The 22,013-nt window shown below is 37.8% G+C and carries 13 protein-coding genes; 9 read left to right on the forward strand and 4 right to left on the reverse strand.

Annotated elements, in window-relative coordinates:
- The first annotated feature begins 133 nt into the window (after nucleotides 1-133).
- The 3 genes from dnaE to OK18_RS14130 all read left to right on the forward strand — a co-directional run bounded on the left by dnaE (nucleotide 134) and on the right by OK18_RS14130 (nucleotide 10,434).
- Complete coding sequence (gene dnaE / locus OK18_RS14120) at nucleotides 134-4,801, forward strand: DNA polymerase III subunit alpha (RefSeq protein WP_053328388.1); 4,668 nt, start codon at nucleotides 134-136, stop codon at nucleotides 4,799-4,801.
- A gap of 319 nt (nucleotides 4,802-5,120) precedes the next feature.
- On the forward strand, nucleotides 5,121-8,666 hold the full coding sequence (locus OK18_RS14125; RefSeq protein WP_053328389.1) for a T9SS type A sorting domain-containing protein: 3,546 nt from the start codon (nucleotides 5,121-5,123) through the stop codon (nucleotides 8,664-8,666).
- Nucleotides 8,667-8,853: 187 nt separating this feature from the next.
- On the forward strand, nucleotides 8,854-10,434 hold the full coding sequence (locus tag OK18_RS14130) for a GEVED domain-containing protein (protein WP_053328390.1): 1,581 nt from the start codon (nucleotides 8,854-8,856) through the stop codon (nucleotides 10,432-10,434).
- Nucleotides 10,435-10,692: 258 nt separating this feature from the next.
- On the opposite strand, the gene OK18_RS14135 is transcribed toward OK18_RS14130, so the two are convergent.
- Nucleotides 10,693-11,520, reverse strand: a complete 828-nt coding sequence (locus tag OK18_RS14135; RefSeq protein ID WP_050021459.1) for an ion transporter — start codon at nucleotides 11,518-11,520, stop codon at nucleotides 10,693-10,695.
- 61 nt (nucleotides 11,521-11,581) lie between these two features.
- Between OK18_RS14135 and OK18_RS14140 the strand changes: the two genes are divergently transcribed.
- Entirely contained in the window at nucleotides 11,582-12,679 is a 1,098-nt protein-coding gene (locus tag OK18_RS14140) for a Nif3-like dinuclear metal center hexameric protein (protein WP_053328391.1), read from the forward strand.
- Nucleotides 12,680-12,681: 2 nt separating this feature from the next.
- Complete coding sequence (locus OK18_RS14145) at nucleotides 12,682-13,458, forward strand: zinc ribbon domain-containing protein (RefSeq protein WP_050021458.1); 777 nt, start codon at nucleotides 12,682-12,684, stop codon at nucleotides 13,456-13,458.
- A 147-nt stretch (nucleotides 13,459-13,605) separates the two neighbouring features.
- Here the strand turns inward: OK18_RS14145 and OK18_RS14150 are convergent, their stop codons facing one another.
- Entirely contained in the window at nucleotides 13,606-15,384 is a 1,779-nt protein-coding gene (locus OK18_RS14150) for an AMP-dependent synthetase/ligase (protein ID WP_053328392.1), read from the reverse strand.
- A gap of 198 nt (nucleotides 15,385-15,582) precedes the next feature.
- On the opposite strand from OK18_RS14150, the gene OK18_RS14155 reads away from it, so the two are divergent.
- Complete coding sequence (locus tag OK18_RS14155) at nucleotides 15,583-16,722, forward strand: acyl-CoA dehydrogenase (RefSeq protein WP_053328393.1); 1,140 nt, start codon at nucleotides 15,583-15,585, stop codon at nucleotides 16,720-16,722.
- A gap of 24 nt (nucleotides 16,723-16,746) precedes the next feature.
- Nucleotides 16,747-17,112, forward strand: coding sequence for a hypothetical protein (locus OK18_RS14160; protein ID WP_050021455.1), 366 nt, complete (start codon nucleotides 16,747-16,749; stop codon nucleotides 17,110-17,112).
- 289 nt (nucleotides 17,113-17,401) lie between these two features.
- On the opposite strand, the gene OK18_RS14165 is transcribed toward OK18_RS14160, so the two are convergent.
- The gene (locus OK18_RS14165; RefSeq protein WP_053329381.1) at nucleotides 17,402-18,349 is read right to left on the reverse strand and encodes a DUF4349 domain-containing protein; all 948 of its coding nucleotides are present in this window, start codon (nucleotides 18,347-18,349) and stop codon (nucleotides 17,402-17,404) included.
- A 331-nt stretch (nucleotides 18,350-18,680) separates the two neighbouring features.
- Nucleotides 18,681-20,276: a peptide chain release factor 3 gene (locus OK18_RS14170; protein WP_053328394.1), complete on the reverse strand. Its 1,596-nt coding sequence runs from the start codon at nucleotides 20,274-20,276 to the stop codon at nucleotides 18,681-18,683.
- 221 nt (nucleotides 20,277-20,497) lie between these two features.
- Between OK18_RS14170 and OK18_RS14175 the strand changes: the two genes are divergently transcribed.
- Entirely contained in the window at nucleotides 20,498-21,328 is an 831-nt protein-coding gene (locus OK18_RS14175; RefSeq protein ID WP_053328395.1) for a CPBP family intramembrane glutamic endopeptidase, read from the forward strand.
- 42 nt (nucleotides 21,329-21,370) lie between these two features.
- Nucleotides 21,371-21,946, forward strand: coding sequence for an RdgB/HAM1 family non-canonical purine NTP pyrophosphatase (gene rdgB, locus OK18_RS14180; protein ID WP_394331959.1), 576 nt, complete (start codon nucleotides 21,371-21,373; stop codon nucleotides 21,944-21,946).
- Nucleotides 21,947-22,013: the final 67 nt, after the last annotated feature.

A 22,013-nucleotide genomic window follows, 5' to 3' on the forward strand; every position in this document is an offset into this window, starting at 1 on the left:
GATTTAAATTTTAAATTCCATATATTTTGTTTTTTTGGAATTTTATTGATTGTTTGTATTGCTTCTATAAAGTAATATTTAGAAAAAATGAAGTAACTTTACATTCTCTTTCTATAAAAAGTTAGAAAATTATATGTATTTAATTTTTGACACAGAAACAACCGGTTTACCAAAAAATTTCAATGCACCGCTTTCGGATTCGGATAACTGGCCAAGAATGGTCCAGATAGCATGGCAGATTCATGATGATGATGGGAATTTAGTTGAAAACCAGGATTATATAATAAAACCTGAAGGGTATGATATTCCCTTTAATGCCGCCAGGATTCACGGGATTACTACGAAGATTGCCCATGAAGAAGGTAGAGATCTCCAGGAAGTATTGGAAGAATTTTCCAGGGCTCTTGAGAAGATCAGAGTAGTCTCAGGACATAATGTGGAGTTTGATTACAATATTGTAGGGGCGGAATTCTACAGAAAGAATTTAAAAGACAATTTACAGGAAAAGCCCAGAGCGGATACTATGATCTTAGGAACCGACTTCTGCCAGTTAGGCGGAGGAAAGGGAGGGAGATTTAAACCCCCGAAACTGGAGGAACTTTACGAAAAATTATACGGAAATAAATTTGATGAGGCCCATAACGCAGCAGCTGACGTAAATGCAACAGCAAGAGCGTTTTTCGAAATGGTCAGAATTGGAGTGGTTCCGGCTGATGTCCTGAAAATATCGGAAGATCAGCTGAGTTATTTCAAAAGCCTTTACCCGGATCCGATTAAACCTTTCAATATTGTTATCCGCAGACAGGTTGCCGATTTTCATAATAAGAAAAAACAGCAGGATTTCGGAAGTATTGATGAAATTGATCTTGGTAAATACTTCAATTTTGATAACCATAGTGTTTTCTCAACATTAACGGCGACTTCAAGCATTAATGACCTGATCAGGAAAGCTACTGAAGAGAATTTTCCGGCTGTTGGAATGGTGGACCTGGGAAATATGATGGGCGCCTTTAAGTTTGTGTCTGCAGTAGAAGCGGCCAATGGTGACAGAGCAAAGAAGCATAAAGAATATTTAGCGAAAAAGCAGGAAGCAGAAGAGAATGGTATAGAATTTAATGAAACAGAGCCTGTTTCAGAGCCCTTGATCCCTGTTGTGGGATGTGAGTTTTACATTTCAGACCGTTATGAGCAGAAGCAATTTACCAAAGATGACCCCGACAGAAGGACACAGGTGGTGCTTTTAGCTAAGGATTTTAACGGATATAAAAATTTAGCAAAGCTTTCGAGCATTGGTTTTCTGAAAGGATTTTATTTTGGTGTTCCCAGGGTGAGCCGTGAGCTGATAGCACAGTATAAAGAAGGGGTCATTGCTTTGACTTCAGGGATTCACGGAGATATTCCGGATGCTATTCTGAATACCGGTGAGCAGAAAGGAGAAGAGCTTTTCAAATGGTGGAAAGATACCTTTGGTGATGATTTCTATGTACAGCTTCAGAATCACAAACTGCCGGAAGAAGAACACCTGAATGAGGTGTTGCTATATTTTGCAGATAAATATGACGTTAAAATTTTAGCTCAGAATGAAACATTCTATACCAATAAAGACGACTCCAATATTCAGGATATTGTAAGTTGTATCAAAGACGGAGAAAAGCTTTCAACTCCTGTTGGTAAAGGTTTTGGTAAAAGAAGGGGGCTTGCTACAGGAGAGTATTATATCAAAAATTCCGATGAGATTAAAGAAGCATTCCTGGCATATCCTGATGCATTTGAAGCCTATGACGAATTTTTTGCAAAGTTTAAGCCTTATACGTTAAAAAGAGATGTGCTGCTTCCTAAATTTGATATTCCTGAAGAGTTTATCCATGCAGAAGATGAGGTAGACGGTGGAAAAAGAGGGGAAATGGCATACCTTACCCATTTGACTTATGAAGGAGCAAAACGAAGGTATGTGGATACGGGAATCACGGAAGAAATTAAGGAGCGACTTGACTTTGAATTGGAAGTAATTGCTAATACCGGATATCCGGGATATTTCCTTATTGTACAGGATTTTTGTAATGAAGCCCGTAAAATGGGAGTTTGGGTAGGTCCGGGAAGGGGATCTGCCGCGGGATCTGCAGTCGCTTACTGTATTGGGATTACCAATGTGGATCCTATTAAATACGATCTCCTTTTTGAGAGATTCCTGAATCCGGAAAGGATTTCTATGCCTGATATTGATATTGACTTTGATGATGAAGGAAGGGATAAAATTATCAAATGGGTAATTGATAAATATGGCCAGAATCAGGTAGCACAGATTATAACATACTCTGTTCTCGGAGGTAAATCTGCTATTAAAGATGCAGGGAGGGTGCTTGATGTCCCAATCCCTGATACCAATAATATTGCAAAGCTTATTCCTTCCACACCAGGAATGAATATCGCCAAAGCTTTGGCAAAATATGATAAACTGAAACCGGAGGAACAGATGCTTGTTGATGAAATGAGATATGTTCTGGATAGTCCTGGTGATGCCCGTCATGATGTGCTTGCAAGTGCGAAAAAAATGGAAGGTTGTATCAGGAATACCGGAATTCATGCCTGTGGTGTAATCATTACCCCGGAAGATGTGAGTAATCTGGTTCCGGTAACCATTGCTGCTAAAGATGCTGATATTCTGGTTTCTCAATTTGATAACTCGGTGGCGGAAAGTGCAGGTCTTCTGAAAATGGACTTTCTTGGTCTGAGGACCTTAACGATTATCAAAGACGCTTTGAAACTGGTGAAAGCAAGATATGGGATTGATATTGATCCGGATCTTATTCCATTGGATGATGCTAAGACTTACCAGCTGTTTAAAGAAGGAAGAACAATAGGGATTTTCCAATATGAAAGCCCCGGGATGCAGAAGTATATGAGGGAGCTTAAACCAACGGTTTTTGCCGATCTTATTGCCATGAACGCATTGTATCGTCCCGGTCCGATTAAATACATCCCGAACTTTATCAACAGGAAGCATGGAATTGAAGAAATTGTCTATGACCTGCCTGAAACCGAAGAGTATTTAAAAGAAACCTACGGAATTACCGTATATCAGGAGCAGGTAATGCTTCTGTCTCAAAAGCTGGCGAATTTTACAAAAGGTGAGGCAGATACCCTGAGAAAAGCTATGGGTAAAAAGCAGATTGATGTTCTTAACAAAATGTACCCGAAATTTATTGAAGGAGGACGTAAGAACAACCTGAACGAAGAAAGGCTGGAGAAAATCTGGAACGACTGGAAGGCCTTTGCAGAATATGCCTTTAATAAATCCCACTCCACTTGTTATGCATTTATCGCTTACCAGACGGCTTTCCTGAAGGCCAATTATCCTGCAGAATATATGGCGAGTGTAATGAGTAATAACATTAACAATACGGATTCAATCACTATGTTCATGGAAGACTGTAAAAGTATGGGAGTGGATGTTTTAGGTCCGGATGTAAATGAATCCCAATATAAATTTTCGGTAAACGAAAAAGGACAAATCCGCTTTGGCCTGGGAGCTATAAAAGGTATTGGTGAAGGGCCAAGTGAGGCTATTACCAGAGAAAGGGAAAATGGAAGATTTAAAAATGTCTATGATTTCTTTGAAAGGATTCTGCCTTCCCAAATGAATAAAAGAGTAGCGGAAAGTTTAGTGCTGGCAGGTGCTTTTGATGAATTAGGTTCCTTCCATAGAGGTCAGTATTTTGATATCGATATGAGCGGAAAAACAAACCTTGAAAGATTGATCAGATACGGACAAAGCTTCCAGGAGAGTAAAAATGAAATGGAAAATTCGCTGTTTGCTGACTTTGCCGAAGAAGTACAGATTGAACAGCCGAAATTAGCCCCTTGCCCTGAATGGCCGAATATGCACAAGCTTAATAAAGAAAAAGAAATTATCGGTTTCTACCTTTCCGCACACCCGTTGGATGAGTTTAAATACCAGTTTCAATTTATACAGGGACAGCTTTCTAAAAAGGCGGTTCTTGAAAAGGATAAAGAAGAAAAAGCAATTACTGATGAGGCTCCGGTTTTAGAGCAGGACGTACAAGATGAAACAATTGATCTTTCCGAAATTGTCTCCGATGAATTATCAGCGGGAGAGGAAGAGGTAATACAAGAAGTTGTTAAAAAAGCTGAGCCTAAAGGAAACTTCCTGTTTTTAAATCTTGATGAGGTGGATGCTTATAAAGAACAGGCTTTTTCCAATAAGCAGGAAGAATTGTTTGAAGAAAAAAAGAAAGATTGGAAAACACTTCAAAAGGAAAGAGAAAACGGAGGCGGCGGTAAAGAATATACTGTTGCAGGCTTGATTACCGAATATAGAGTTCAGGATGGCTTTAGAAGCGGTGAAAAAGTGGCTTTTGTTACGTTAGAAGATTATTCGGGATCTTATTCTTTCAGATTGGGTGACAGGGATTATATGAGATTGAAAGAAAAGCTGGAAGTTCAACGGTTTGTGATTTTTAAAATAAAATTTGCTCAGGTGAAGGACGGAAGGGTTTTTGTGAATGTAGTTGACGTAATAGAACTCCAGGAAGCCTTTGAAAGATTTGCTAAAAGTATTTCTCTGGTGATGGATGTAATGGATGTAAGGCCGGAAGACCTTGAATTTTTCAGGACGGTTCTGGAACGGAATAAAGGAAATCAGAAATTAAAATTCTTTATTAAAAATATTGATGATGATTCCCATATCGAAGTTCAGTCGATGAAGCATTCGGTAGATTTGAATGGAGATTTGATTAAAGAAATTCAATTATTAAATAAATACGAGTTTTATTTGAATTAAAAAATGAAATATAAATATCTGGAAAAGTGGCTTTTGCCACTTTTTTTTGTTATAATTTCTGAATTTTTTCAACTATTATTTTATGTTAAATAGGCAAACGGCTTTTATTTGATTTTTTATTTCAATTTCTTAACTATCTGAAATTTAATATCTTACAAAAAATCATCAATTGATGATAAATTATTAAAATTAAATATTTGTTTAATTTTAATTAATAATATGTTTATTTTATTGTTTTTAGTTTGTTAATTTTTAATAATTTTTTGGTTTAAGTTGAAATTTATTTACATTTATATTTCTAATTTTAACTTATTATTTTATGAAGAGATTATTACTATTATGTCTATTTTTAATAGCTTTCATTACAAATGCCCAGGTAACCCTGGGGAGTGGAACAACCCAGACTGGGTATGTTCCGATAGATGTCAACTTTGGATATAACTACACCCAGCAGATTGTAACCAAAAATGATATTAATGCCGTTGCTGCAGGTAATATTACCGGTTTAAAATTCTACCTTCCCAATAATGCTGATATTTCCAAATCAGTTGATTGGGTAGTGTATGTAGGGCATACTACTAAAACTTCTTTTTCAAGTAATTCCGATTGGGTTCCCGTATCAGGTTTGACTCAGGTTTTTGCCGGAACGATAAGTGCGGCAGGAGGAGAAGTAACTGTAAACTTCAGCTCACCTTTTGCTTATAATAATACAGATAACCTTCTGATTGCAATTGATGAGAATACCGCAGATTATACCGGAACAGCGAACAGGTTTTATACGTATTCGGGAACTTCCAATACATCACTTTATCTGAGAAGTGATGCAACAAATCCTGATCCTGCAACTCCAACTACAGGGGCAAGAACTGCGACAAAATCTGTAATGACTTTATTAGGACTTACGCCTGCGGTGGCACCTGGCTGTCCTGTCGTATCTGCTCCGGCGGCAGCTGCAACCAATGTTTCTGTATTACCTACAATTACCTGGGGTGCCGTGAATTATGCTTCCTCCTATAAAATTAGTATAGGGACCACACCCGGTGCATCAAATATTTTAAATATGCAGGACGTAGGAGTTGCCACTTCTTATACTTTAACCACTTCGCTTAGCTTTAACACCCAGTATTATTATACCGTGTATGCTGTGAATGCTGCAGGTGCTTCCACGGCATGTGCCGAAAGATCCTTCACAACAGCAAGCACATTGAGCTGCCCGGCCGTGAGTGCACCTACCACTGCCCAGATAGGCCTTCCTGTTAAAACTACCTTTTCATGGTCTGCTTCCAGTGGGGCATTGGGCTATAGGTTGAATATCGGAACTGCTCCGGGATCATACAATATTCTCAACAATTTCGATGTAGGGAATGTTACTACATATACACTTACTGCTGCACAACAGCTAAGTCCTACAACACAATATTATTATACCATAACAGCGTACAACGGAAGTGTTGTATCGACAGGTTGTACAGAAAGGAACTTTACCACTACGGTAGCAGCTCCGGCAAACGATGACTGTTCCGGTGCTGTAAGTTTAACAGTGAACCCATCATTTGCCTGTACGGCCAGCACTCCGGGTAACACACTGGGGTCAACAGAATCTATGGCAGCCGGAACTTGTAGCGGAAATCCAAATGATGATGTGTGGTATAAGTTTGTAGCAACTTCAGCCAGTCATATCATTGCCTTATCCAATATTGTTTCTACAGGAAGCACCAGTGGGGTTACTGACATGTATTTCCAGGTACTGTCCGGAAGTTGCGGAACTTTAACAAGTGTTTTATGCTCTGATCCTGAAATGAACATTGTGAGCGGCCTTACTCCTGGCGAAACGTATTATGTAAGAGTGTACACTTATTCATCTTCGATTACTGGCAATGCAAGTTTCAATATTTGTGTAAGCACACCTCCGCCGCCGCCAGTAAACGATGATTGTGCAAATGCTGTAACCGTTACAGTAAACCCGGACACGAACTGCGGAAATGTAACGTCCGGAACCACAGTAGGAGCTACCAGTTCGGGTGTTGCTCTTGGTACATGTTCAGGAACGGCAGATGATGATGTTTGGTATAAATTTACTGCGACAGCTGCTACCCATACCTTACAATTGAAAAATATTGTTTCTGCAGGAACATCATCTTCTACTTCATTATATTCACAGGTATTCAGCGGAGCTTGCGGGGCTTTGGTAAGCACCAAATGTATCAGCTCAAATACCAACCTTACTCTTTTAAGTGGTCTTACTCCGGGACAGACTTACTATGTGAGAGTTTATAATTATGAAGCGAACTCAGGAGCTAATTTTTATGCAAATACATTTGATATTTGTATAGGAACGATTCCGGCAGCTCCTGCCAATGACGATTGTTCAGGTGCTGTGGATTTACAGGTTAGCCAAACTTTAACCTGTGCTTCACCAACATCAGGAACTACTTTAGGAGCAACGGATTCCGGTCTGGCAGTAAGCCCTTGTACCGGTACGGCAGACGATGATGTCTGGTATAAATTTACTGCAACAAGTGCCAATCATGTTGTTATGCTTTCAGGAGTAGTAAGTGCAGGAAGCTCTTCATCTACAAGTTTATATACTCAAGTGTTCAGTGGGGTATGCGGAACCCTGACAAGTGTTAAATGTGGTACAACAGTCAATACATCACTTACAGGACTTACTCCGGGACAAATATATTATGTGAGGGTTTATAACTCAAATACCAATGGGACTTCATTATATGCTAATAACTTTAATATCTGTATCGGCACACCGCCACCGCCACCTGTAAACGATGACTGTGCTAATGCTACTTCTCTTACAGTAAGCAGTAATAATGTTATGAGCCCGGTAAACGGTACTACGGTAAGTGCTACTCAAAGTACTGGTGTTACTGCTCCTACATGTAGTGCAACAGGTATCAATGATGATGTATGGTATACATTTACAGCAACAGCTTCCACTCACCTGGTACATGTTTTATATACTGATAATGCCACAACTACACAGGTGTATTCGGGAACATGTGGTGCTTTAACGGCTATGACTTGCTTTGACGGTAATTATGGAAACTCTAATGTGTTGTTGCAAAACCTTATTGTGGGACAAACGTATTACGTAAGAGTATTCTCATCTACCAGTACAGCAACTACAGCATCTAATTTCCAGATTGCTGTCACTACACCTTCTGCGGTGTCTAATGATACATGCGATACCGCTACGGCAATTGCTTGTAACGGAACAGTACAGGGAGTAAATGCATTAGCTACTGATGATACTCTGCCTTCTTCAGCTTGCGGTGCTTCAAGCACAACGGCAACTTATAAAGGTGTTTGGTTTACGGTAACTGCTACAGAGAACGGGCCTATTACTGTAGATGCTTGTGGTACACAGTATGATGCTTACCTGAGAGTGTATACCGGTGCTTGCGGTTCGCTTACCTGCTTCAGTGATACTTCCGGAGTAGGATATGCTGATTCAGGTTGTTCAGTTACTCTTAATAATGCTCCGACCTTAACATTTACAGGTGTTGCAGGAACTACATATTATATATTGCTTACAGGTTACACTTCTGCCAGAATTGGTAATTATAGTGTCTCTGTTACACAAGGATGTGCCGGTCTTGCCACGGCTGAGGTTGAAAAGAAAAAGAATGAAATTAAAGCGTATCCTAATCCGTTTACAGATGTTCTTTCTATTTCAGACGCAGCTAAGGTAAAATCAGTTTCTATTGTTGATGCTTCCGGAAGAGTGGCAAAAATAATAGAAAACCCTTCTTCCGCACTTCATTTGGAAGATCTGAGACAAGGAATGTACCTGGTAGTATTGAATATGAAAGATGGATCTAAACAAACCATAAAAGCTATAAAAAAATAATGTGTTTAATTTCTGATTAACAGCGAAAGCTGAAACTGATGGCCGGAATTCATTCCGGCCATTTTTTAGACAATAAAGACATGGATTAAATTGATATAATAATCTTTATTGTGTTTTAATATGAAATTATTAATGTTTTTAATTGATTTTTAGTAACTTGCTTTTACCAATTCAAATATTATATTATATGAAAAATTTTTTACTTGCTGGTTTCTTAACCATCTGGGCCTGGACTTTTGGCCAAACGTATTGCATCCCTGAATTTTCAGATGGATGTGATGAGGGAGATCAAATTGACAATTTCGAAATCCCTTTAATAGGATTTAGTCATCTCGGAACGGGGTGCTCCTCTGGCGCTTATGGAGATTTTACCTCTCAAACAATTAACCTTAATGCCGGAGTAGCTTATCCTTTCACTATTACTCATGGATATGAAAATGAATATGTAAGGATCTGGATTGATTTTAATAACGATGGTACCTTTGATGAAACCACCGAATTGGTAGCATCTTCCATAAGCGTTGAAGATACCAATGGCTCAATTACGAACAGCACAATTGTCATTCCGCTTACAGTAACTCCCGGAACATACCGGATGAGGGTAGCAGACAAATATGATGAAAATCCTGTCCCGTGTAATATAGATGGCTATGGGGAAGCACACGATTATACCGTGGTTATAGGAGCAGCTCCAAGCTGTCTTGCACCATCGGCTTTAACTTTGAATTCCCTTGCATCAAATGCTGCTGAAATTTCATGGACAGCTCCTGCAAGTACAGTAGGGGTGGGATATGAATATTATCTGTCTACATCAGCTACTCCTCCTTTGCCAGCCGCTGTAGCTACCGGAAGTGTAAATGCCCAGGCTACTTCAGCTCAGTTACCCAGTCTTTCGCCAACAACTCTTTATTATGTATGGGTTCGGTCCGTGTGCAGTGCTTCAGATAAAAGCATGTGGTCTTTAGGCTTTACATTTTATACTCCTTGTACGGCCACAACCCCAACTTATACCAATGATTTCTCAACATATCCGGTTGATTGCTGGACTCAGGCTTCTGACGGAACCCCGGCTACCGGACCTACAGGAGTTGATGAATATTGGTATGAAAAAGATTTTCTGAACTCAGGAGCCGGCAATAGCTCTGTAAGAATGAACGTATATTCTGAAAACAGGATAGGGTGGCTGAAAACCATCCCTTTCAACTTGTCAGCCGGAGGATACAAAGTATCGTTCGATTATGGTGTTACTGATTATAACAATGCAAATCCTTCCGGAATGGGATCTGATGACACGGTACAGTTTTTAGTGTCTGTCAATGGTGGAGTCAGCTGGACTGTTCTCCAAACATGGAATGCTGCTAATGCTCCGTCTAATACTTCTACAAACTATTCTTATGATCTTTCATCCTATACAGGAAATAATACTGTATTTGCCTTTTACGGTTCGTCCGGAACTGTTGATGACGATGAAGATTATGAATTTTTTGTAGATAATTTTACCGTAGAATCTTCATTGGCTGTTTCTGAAATCAACAAAGAGAAATATGATATTAAGATACATCCTAATCCATTCACGGAAATACTGAATATTACAAAAGTTGACCAGATCAGATCAATTTCGGTTTCGGATCTTTCCGGAAAACGGGTAAAAAGTTTTGAACAGCCTGTTCCGGTTCTTTATTTAGGAGATTTGAGCGCCGGAATTTACCTGATTACACTCCATATGAAAGATGGTTCCAAGCAGGTAATTAAAACCATTAAAAAATAAAACTACAGACTTAATCCAAAAAATGGGCGGAATATTCGCCCATTTTTTTATTACATATCACTTATCCGGTACTGGCTGTACATCTCCTGTATTCATAAGGTCAAAGACGGTTGGAAAGAACATTACTAGAATAAAATAAATGATAATCATCAGTACAATTAATACAAAAAGAATAATCACTAAACTATTCGGTTTGTTTTTCTTTTTTGGTTCCATGATTTTGTGGTGTTTTAGTAAATAATTAATCGATATCTGATATTAAGCTAATTTCTTGCCACACTGTTTACAGTACCTTGCGTCATCATCAATATCTTCATTGCCGCAACGGTCACATACCTTTTCCAGGTTTTGTCTTTTATTTCGCATTTCTGCCGTTACTATTCCGGTAGGAACAGCAATGATGGAATAACCGGCCAGCATTAATACTACTGCAAAAAACTTTCCTAAAGGAGTGATAGGAGATACATCACCATATCCCACAGTTGTTACGGTAACCACCGCCCAATAGATAGATTGTGGAATCGTTTCAAATCCGGGTCTTCCGCCTTCCACCATAAACATTAAAGAGCCGACAATCACTGAAAAGATAATCAGGAACAGGAGAAAAATATAAATTTTCCTGGAACTGTTTTTCAATGCCCGTACGATGAGGTAACCATCGTTCATAAAATCCAGTAAGTTGAAAATCCTGAAGATTCTCAGCATTCTCAGCATCCGGAAGATCAGAAAATATTTGGTAATAGGAAAGAAAAAACTAAGATAAAAAGGCACCAGGGCAAGAAAATCTATAATTCCGAAAAAACTGAAAATATAATGTCTCTTATTCTTTATCACAGCAATTCGCATAGAGTATTCGGCAGTGAAAAAAATGGAGATGATCCATTCAAGAATCAGGAAGGTGTAATGGAATCTTTTATCAAGCTGAGGTACACTTTCCATCATAATGATAGCGGTGCTGATAAGAATTAAAGACAGTAAAATGATGTCGAAAAGTTTTCCGAGCCTGGTATCGGAACGGTAGATGACCCTAAAAAGGTATCTTTGCCATAGCTTATCTTCAGGAACAAGATGATGCTCTCTTTCCATTTTTAATGTTTTTTAAAATTAACAAATTATCGTTATTTTCGTAGCAAACATACAGAATAAAATGACAATAAGCGAAGTAATTTCAGAAATAGAGCAGCGTATTCCTTTACAACAGGCGGAAGATTTTGATAATGTAGGACTGTTGTGTGGGATTCCGTCCCGCAATGTAAGCGGAATCCTGGTTTGCCATGATGCGCTGGAAAATGTGGTGGATGAAGCTATTCAGAAGAATTGTAATCTTATCGTATGTTTTCATCCTATTATTTTTTCAGGGTTAAAATCTTTAACGGGAAAAAATTATGTAGAAAGAGCCGTTTTAAAAGCTATTGAAAATAAAATTGCCATTTATGCCATTCATACGGCTTTCGATAATGACTTTTTTGGAGTCAACCGGGGAATTTGTAATGCATTGGGATTAAAAGACCAGCAGATACTGCAGCCTAAAAAAAATAACTTAAAACAATTAACGGTTTTTGTTCCAAAAGATTATTCTGAGCGGGTAAAAGAATCTCTTTTTGCTGCGGGGGCAGGAAATATAGGCTTTTACGATGAATGCAGCTTTACTTTGAATGGGAATGGTACTTTCAGGCCTATAGAAGGGTCTAAACCATTCTCAGGAGAGCAAAATGTCCGTGAAAATGCTGATGAAGATATGATTTCTGTGATTTTTGAAGCTTATAAACAGGGAGGGATCATAGCAGCTATGAAATCAGCTCATCCTTATGAAGAAGTGGCCTATCAGGTTTATAATCTGGATAATGAAAATCAATATTCGGGATTGGGGATGTATGGTGAGCTGGAAGAAGCGATGGAAGAAAAAGACTTCCTAAGAATGGTGAAAGAAAAGTTTAATCTTGAAGTGATTAAACATTCCTCCTTTAATGATAAAAAAATTAAAAGAGTAGGAGTACTTGGAGGCTCCGGAGCCAGTGGAATAAAAGCTGCACTTTCTAAAAAATGTGATGCTTATCTTACCGGAGATATCAAATATCACGATTATTTTTTAGCCGAGTCTAAAATGCTGATCTGTGATATAGGGCACTATGAATCAGAACAATTTGTAACCCAACAATTATTTGAAATTTTATCACAAAAATTTAGTACATTTGCAATTTCAAAATCTATTGAAAAAACCAACCCAGTAAATTATTTCATTTAAATATGGCAAAAACCAACGATATTTCAGTTGAAGAAAAATTAAGAGCTTTATACGATTTACAGATCATTGATTCAAGATTGGATGAAATCCGAAATACTAGAGGAGAATTGCCAATTGAAGTTGAAGATCTTGAAATTGAGATTGAAGGCCTTGAAAAAAGAGCTGAAAAATTTCATGCAGATATCAAAGATCAGGAAGATCAGATCAAAACAAAGCATGAAGTGATTAACCATGCAAAAACCTTAATTGAGAAATACAAATCTCAGCAGGATAATGTAAGAAACAATAAAGAGTTTGAAGCATTAAGCAAAGAGATTGAATTCCAGGATCTGGAAATTCAGCTTGCAGAAAAAAGAATTAAGGAATTCGGAGCTAAAATTGCTCACAAAAACGAAACCCTGGCTGAACTCAATGCAAAAATTGAGGATCTGAAAAATCACCTGAAGTTTAAAAAAGAAGAACTGGACGGTCTTATTTCTGAAACTCAAAAAGAAGAAGAATACTTACTGGAGCAGTCTAAAGAATTTGCTGCTAAAATTGATGAAAGATTGCTGGCTTCTTACAACAGAATCAGAACAAACTCTATCAACGGTCTTGCAGTAGTAGGTTTAGAGAGAGGAGCTCCTAAGGGGTCATTCTTCACGATTCCTCCTCAAAAGCAAATGGAAATTGCCCAGAGAAAGAAAATCATTATTGATGAGCATTCAGGTAAAATCCTTGTTGATGATGAGTTGGTAATGGAAGAAAACGAAAAAATGAAATCTGTAATTAAATTCTAATTATTGATTTACTCATATGAAAAGCTGTTTCAATCTGAAGCAGCTTTTTTTGTATTATTATTCAAATAATATCTTAGGCTTAAATATAATTAAACATAGTAACAGGAACAACAAAAAAGCCGCTTCAAATGAAGCGGCTGTATTCTATTATTCCTGATGTTCGTACATCTTATTGTAAAGATCGATAAATTTCTCTTTTACGGCTTTTCTTTTCAGTTTAAGAGTCGGGGTCAGAAGTCCGGTTTCAATGCTCCATACTTCAGGAGTCAGTTCAATTTTCTTGATTTTTTCCCAGTTCCCCAAATGTTCATTGATTCCGTCAATCTCTTTTTCAATTCTTTGTTTCAGTTCAGCACTTTTTGCTATCTCTTCAGGAGTGGAGCCGATACTTATATTATTCCTCATGGCCCAGCTCTTTGCAAATTCAAAATCCGGCTGTACCAAAGCGCAAGGCATTTTCTCACCGTCACCTACCACCATGATCTGTTCAATGAATTTAGAAGCTTTTGCAAGGTTTTCAATAGTCTGGGGGGCAATATATTTTCCGCCTGAAGTTTTAAACATTTCTTTTTTACGGTCGGTAATCTGTAAAAATCCGTCACTGTCTATATGACCGATATCTCCGGTTTTAAAATAACCCTCTTCGGTGAAAGCTTCGCGGGTCATTTCCTCATTTTTGAAGTATCCCTTGAAAACAGATGGCCCTTTTACTGTAATTTCACCATCTTCCTGGATTTTTACTTTTAAATTATCCAATGGAATTCCTACAGTTCCTACTTTCATTTTTTCAAAACTGTTTACTGAAATTACCGGTGAAGTCTCCGTTAAACCATATCCTTCCAATATAGGAATTCCTGCATTCTGGAACATCAGGTTCAGTCGTGTGGATAATGCAGCCGATCCTGAGACCAAAGTGATAATTTCACCACCCAGTCCCTCTCTCCATTTTGAAAATACCAGTTTGTCGGCAATGATTTCCTGCAATCCGGAAGGCTTTGAAATTTCTTTCTTTTTGGTAATTAAATTGAGGGCCCAGAAGAATATTTTTGATTTCAATCCGCCAGCGGAAGAACCTGTATTGTAAATCTTATCATATACTTTTTCTACCAATCTTGGTACTACCGTCATGTAGTGAGGTTTCACCTCTTTCACGTTTTCACCCATTTTCTCGATACTTTCGGCAAAATAAAGAGAAAAGCCGTTATACTGGTACAGGTAAAAAAGCATCCTTTCGAAAATATGACAAATAGGAAGGAAGCTCAATGCCCTGGTTTCTTTATAATCCAGGCTTTTTTTCTTGGGAATTCTTGGAATGGAGCCCAAAACATTGGATACAATATTATTATGGGTCAGCATAACGCCCTTAGGTCTTCCGGTAGTTCCTGAAGTATAAATAATAGTGGCGAGATCTTCGGTATTAATGGCATTGGAAAGATCTTCCACCTCAATCTGTGTGGATTCATCCTTTCCCAGATCCAGGATTTCTCTCCAGTTAGCCGCTCCGCTTACATTATCAAAAGTGAAAATACCCTGAAGGCTGGGAATATTATGTTTCACCTTCATCACTTTGTTGAGAAGGTCTTTATCGGAAACAAAACAGTATTGAATTTCGGCATTATTGAATATAAATTCATAATCTTCCGGTGAAATACTCGGATAAACCGGTACGGAAACCACACCTATCTGAGAAATCCCAAAATCCATTATAGCCCATTCTGTACGGGAATTGGTAGTGATCAGAGCGATCTTGTCACCCGGTTTTATGCCTAGCTTTAATAGTCCTCTGGATATCTTATTTCCCTCATTAATAAACTCCTGGGTAGAAGTTTTTTTCCATTCACCATGATACTTCGTCACAAACATATCCATTTTAGGATATTTTTCTAAAGCGTAGTGTGGAATATCGAATAATCTCTTGATCGTCATGATTTTTTAAGTAATTTATAAAGAAATCTAAATATAAGCATTTTTTTTAATTGTAGACATCCGATTGTAATAATTGGGAATAAGTTCAATGTGTGCCATAATATGTGGCATCAGAACCTCTGCATTTTACGGTTTCTAATTTCTTTTTCCTTATTTGCTCAAAAAGTGTAAATTTACGGCTATCTAATTAATTTTTTTATGGACTTTAATTTATCGGAAGAACAGCTGATGATTCAGCAGGCTGCAAGAGATTTTGCACAAAACGAACTATTACCTGGAGTTATTGAAAGAGACCGCGATCAGAAATTCCCTGCAGAACAGGTTAAGAAAATGGGAGAAATGGGACTTTTAGGAATGATGGTTGATCCAAAATACGGGGGTGCAGGTATGGACAGTGTGTCTTACGTTTTGGCCATGGAGGAGATCGCAAAAATAGATGCTTCTGCAGCAGTTGTAATGTCCGTAAACAACTCATTGGTTTGTGCCGGTCTTGAAAAATTTGCTTCTGAAGAGCAAAAAGTAAAATACCTTACTCCTCTGGCAAGCGGAAAGGTAATCGGAGCTTTTGCATTGTCTGAGCCTGAAGCAGGTTCTGATGCAACATCTCAGAAAACAACCGCAGAAGATAAAGGAGACTATTACCTTTTGAACGGGATCAAGAACTGGATTACCAATGGAGGTACGGCTTCTTATTATATTGTAATTGCACAAACGGATCCTGAAAAAAAGCATAAAGGAATCAACGCTTTCATCGTAGAAAGAGGATGGGAAGGTTTTGAAATAGGACCCAAAGAAGACAAATTGGGAATCAGAGGAAGTGATACCCACTCTTTAATTTTCAATAACGTAAAAGTTCCGAAGGAAAACAGAATCGGAGCAGACGGGTTTGGTTTCAATTTTGCAATGGCTGTACTGAACGGAGGTAGAATAGGGATCGCTTCCCAGGCTTTAGGAATTGCTTCCGGGGCTTACGAACTGGCATTGAAATATGCAAAGACAAGAAAAGCGTTCAAAACTGAAATTATCAACCATCAGGCGATTGCTTTCAAATTAGCTGATATGGCTACTCAGATTACTGCAGCAAGAATGTTGTGCTTCAAGGCAGCATGTGAAAAAGATGCAGGAAAAGATATTTCTGAAAGCGGAGCGATGGCAAAACTATATGCTTCTCAGGTAGCAATGGATACCACTATTGAAGCTGTACAAATCCATGGCGGATACGGATACGTGAAAGAATACCACGTAGAAAGATTAATGAGAGATGCCAAGATCACTCAGATCTATGAAGGAACTTCTGAAATCCAGAAAATTGTGATCTCAAGAAGTATCGCAAAATAAAAATATAATAAAACACACTTACCTATGAAAAAATCTTTGTGGATTACCCTCGGTGTCGTACTGCTATTATTAGGAGTATTTGTATGGTATAAGTATTTCTTCGTTTTCGGAGAAGGAGTGAAGTCCGGATATCTGAACTATGCCATGAAAAAAGGCTATATCTTCAAAACCTATGAAGGTAAACTGATTCAGGAGGGTTTCGGGAAAGGAAAAACAGGAACCATTACAAGTTATGAGTTCGAATTTTCTGTAGATGACCCTGAAGTTTTCAAACAACTGGAAACCAACAGTGGCAAAACCTTTGACCTGCACTACAAAGAATATAATGGCGCTCTTCCCTGGAGAGGAAACACAAAATTTGTCGTAGACAAAGTAGTGAACATGAAATAATTAAAAGGCTTCCGTTTTGGAGGCCTTTTCTTTTTAGGAGCTTTTCCCGCTATCCACTCATACTCCTCGCGCCAGGCTGAGTCTAATCATGCTGCGGGGTAACCGTTACTATCGGGCTATTTTAATAAGTAACAAGGAAGTAATGAATTGTGTTTTTTTTACATCATAGCTTTGTATCTTAACTTATCTTAAAAACTTCCCATTCTCTTATACATAAAAAGATCTGTGAAAATCCGTGCCATTTATGACTTAAAATAAAAAATCCATCACAAGGATGGATTTTGAAATTCTAGTGAGAATCCTGATCAGGAATATTATTGTTTTTCTTCTTTTTATAAAAATAGTATCCAATACCGCCAACCAGAAACACCGGCCATAAGGGAAGAAGAAAAAGAACGATGGAAGTAACCACATCCCAGCCGGATTCAATAGCGGCTAATGATTTTCCGCCAAAAGTATCAGGTTCCTTTTCAGCTTCAGTTTTACCTGTGATATTAACATCAATGCTGCAGATGGTGTTATCTGTATAATTACGTCCTGTAACCTGAATGTCTCTGGTTTCAATATCTCCAATATTGCTGTTTAAAGCTTCCATTAATCCATCAAAATGCTGAATAGGAACTTTGATATTCAAACTGTAAACTTTTTGATTTTTATCACGTGGATTAGCCGGTTCAATATAAGACTGGTTTTCACTTTTAACATATCCATTGTTTTTGATGGCTTCTTCTCTGATGATTTCTTTTACCGTTTCAGCATTATCAGCTCTTACCACAAGATAGCCTGTTTTTACCATTTTATCTTTCGGTATATTCAGTTCATAGCTGTCGTTTTTAGGTTTTTCTTTGTAAATGATTTTGGTTTCTTTAATCATTTTAGGTGCTTGAACGTTTGTCGCAACCTTCTCAGATTGCTTCGCTGCAGAATCTTTTTTCTCAATTTTTGACTCCAGTTTTGTAGATGTAATTTTATCAGATAGAGAATCTACCATTTTGGATGTGCTTTCTATTTTCTCCTGAATATCATTTTTAGCTCCTTCAATATCTTTTATTCTGATACTTGCAGAATCAAGGACATTATTGGCTGTTTTACCGGCATTATCAATAGCGTCTGAAGCAACAGAAGCTGTACTGTCTATACTGTTGGCAGCTTCTTCCAATTTAGATTGCGAAATCCCACCTTTTTTACAGGCAATAAAAGAACCTGAAATAGCAATGAGTAATATGAACTTTTTCATAATATTATTTTTTGATGAAGTAAAATTAGTCATGAAGCTTCTTAAGCACTTGTAAATGAAATGTATTCTAATCGTAAAATTGTAACTGTATTATTTTCAGTATTTTGTATTTGTTTTACAAGAGATTTACAAATGTTTTATACCAGATATTAGATTTTGAACATTCCAATAATAACAAATACCATAATTGAATATGTGATAATTCCCTTTCTCCGGAGGATGTCAAAAATTCTTTGAATTTTTGATGGTTAAGTATGATCAAAAAAAATCCGCAGAACAATTTCCGCGGATATATCTTTTAACATTTGCCCTTTCGCAAATTCACTTTTAATTAGTTTTCCCTGAATTCACTGATAAAATGAAGTTTCACATTCGGGAATTTTTCCTGGGTCATATGAATAGTAAACGAAGAATCAGCAAGGAATACCAGTTGATTATACTTATCTCTGGCAAGAAACCTCTGCTTTAATCTTGCAAATTCTTTGAATTCCTCTGACTTTTCATCGGCTTCCACCCAACATGCCTTATGCACGGAAAGTGGTTCATAAGTACATTTAGCACCATATTCATGCTCAAGACGGTACTGGATCACTTCGTACTGAAGCGCCCCTACGGTACCGATGATCTTTCTTCCGTTCATTTCCAGGGTAAATAGCTGTGCAACCCCTTCATCCATAAGCTGGTCAATACCTTTTGCCAGTTGTTTGGCTTTCAATGGATCACTGTTATTGATATAACGGAAGTGTTCAGGAGAGAAGCTAGGAATCCCTTTAAAGCTAAGCTTTTCACCGGCAGTAAGCGTATCACCGATTCTGAAGCTTCCTGTATCATGAAGACCTACAATATCCCCCGGAAAACTTTCCTCTACCACCTCCTTTTTATCGGCAAAGAACGCATTGGGCGAAGAGAATTTCATCTTTTTACCTTCCCTTACCAGCAGATAGTTTTCATTTCTTTTGAATGTTCCGGAAACAATTTTCACGAAAGCCAGTCTGTCCCTGTGCTTAGGATCCATATTAGCATGGATTTTAAAAACAAACCCCGTGAAAGCATTTTCTTCTGGCTTTACCAGACGGGTATCACTTTCTTTTGGCTGTGGCATCGGAGCAATATCAATAAAGGCATCCAGTAATTCACGAACTCCAAAATTATTTAAAGCAGAACCGAAGAAAACCGGCTGCAAATTACCTTTCATATAATCTTCACGATTGAATTCAGGGTAAACGGATTGGACCAGGTCCAGTTCTTCCCTTAAAGTATTAGCGGCTTTTTCACCAATCACTTCATCAATTGAAGGATCATTAATATCATCAAACTTAATAGAATCTCCAACTTTCTGTTTTTTCTCTTCTAAAAATAACTGAATATTGTTTTCCCAGATATTATAAATTCCCTGAAAATCATTTCCCATACCAATTGGTAAAGAAAGCGGACAAACTGTTAAGCCTAATTTTTGTTCCACTTCATCCAGCAGATCAAAGGCATCCTTACCTTCACGGTCAAGCTTATTGATGAATACCAGCATCGGAATGTTTCTCATCCGGCATACCTGAACCAGTTTTTCAGTCTGTTCTTCCACCCCTTTTGCAACGTCAATAACAACAATTACCGAATCTACAGCCGTTAAAGTCCTGTAGGTATCCTCAGCAAAATCTTTGTGCCCGGGAGTATCAAGGATGTTTATTTTGTGATCTCTATATTCAAAAGCCAATACGGACGTTGCTACAGAGATCCCTCTCTGTCTTTCAATTTCCATAAAGTCGGAAGTAGCTCCTTTTTTTATTTTATTGGATTTTACCGCACCCGCTTCCTGGATGGCCCCTCCGAAAAGAAGTAGCTTTTCAGTAAGGGTTGTCTTTCCTGCATCCGGGTGAGAGATGATTCCAAAAGTTTTTCTTTTTTGTATTTCTTTGATTAAGTCTGACATATCGTATTTTGAAGTTGCAAAAATCGTGATTTTTTGTGAGGTTTTCAAATTTAAATTGCGACAATGCTTACCAGATAGGAGAGCAGTGGGTAGAATCGTTAAAACTAAACGATGGAAAGCAGCAGGGTAATTTTAGTTTGGCAATCTAAGTATTTCCTTTTTTAGTTGTCTGTAGCTATCAAAAAAATTATCTTTGTTTCCATAAATTTTTACAGAAAAGAATGGAAAATAGCAGATATCCGAAGTTTACCTTCACGTGGTTAGGCGCTGTTACTTTAGTGGTGGGTTTATTTGTAGGAACTATGGCCGTTTCCCTATTCAGTACTTTTTGGAAAGTGATTTTCAAGGAGAATCTGGAGCTCAAAGAATGGTTCCTTATGGTGGCTAATTCTGTAGGATTTCTTACGGCAATTGCATTTTTCGATTTTTTTATTGTAAGGCGTACTACCCATATGAAGCTGAATTTCAATTTCTCTTCTGTTAATTTTTATACTTACCTTCTTGTATTTCCTATGATGGCCGGGATGATGTTTATTTCAGAATTTATTACGGCTCAGATTCCTACAACGGGACCTTTTTGGGGAGACTTTTATGAGTATTTTGTACGGCTTATGGATCAGCTGACGGATGACCCTGTTGTAATGCTTATTATGACAGTAGTTATGGCTTCTGTTTTTGAAGAAATTATCTTCAGGGGAATTATCCAGAAGGGACTGATCAATAAAGGTATTGCTCCATGGAAGGCTATTGTATATGCTTCGGTAATCTTTGGAGTGGTTCACGGAAATCCATGGCAGTTTATCAGTGCTGTATTGCTGGGATGTGTCCTGGGTTTGGTATATTATAAAACAAAATCCCTGCTGATCCCGATGTTACTGCATGGATTTAATAATCTGACCCTTTCATTATTGGTTATTTACGGTAAAAACGAAAGCTTTGCGCAAGCTTTTAAGGTATCAGAATGGTTGATATTAGCTATAGGGCTTGTACTTTTTTCTTTATTTTATTATCTGTTTATGAAAAAATACAAAGTACATTACATTGAAATGTAGCCAGCCGAATTAAAAAAAGTAAAATTGAAAATGAATATAGAAATGGAATTATTAGTAGCCACTCACAACGAACATAAAAAAGAAGAGATCCAGCAGATTCTGGGGCATGATTGTAGGGTGAAAAGCCTTACGGATTATAACATTCATGAAGAAATTGTAGAGGATGGAGATTCTTTTCATGCCAATGCCCTGATTAAAGCAAAATATTGCTTTGAAAAAACAGGAATTCCCAGTCTGGGAGATGACAGCGGTTTGGTAGTGGAAGCACTGGACGGAAGACCGGGAATATTCTCCGCCCGTTATGCCGGAGATCATGATTTTGCCAGGAACATTGAAAAAGTGTTGGAAGAAATGCAGGGGATAGAAAACAGAAAAGCATACTTTATTACTGTTTTATGCTATTATGATGAAAATGGGGCCCAATATTTTGAGGGAAGGGTATATGGAAATTTGCTGACTGAAAATAAAGGACTTAAAGGATTCGGGTATGACCCTATTTTCGTGCCTGAAGGCTATGAAAAAACTTTTGCAGAAATGAATCCGGAAGACAAAAACAAAATCAGCCACCGTAAACAGGCATTAGACTTATTGATGGATTTTTTAAAAGTGACAGATTAATTTTAATTATATAGATCAACTATCCATTTATATTTTCTGTTGTACATTTGTTATCATAAACTATTGA

The organism is Chryseobacterium gallinarum, from assembly GCF_001021975.1.
Classification (GTDB): Bacteria; Bacteroidota; Bacteroidia; order Flavobacteriales; family Weeksellaceae; genus Chryseobacterium; species Chryseobacterium gallinarum.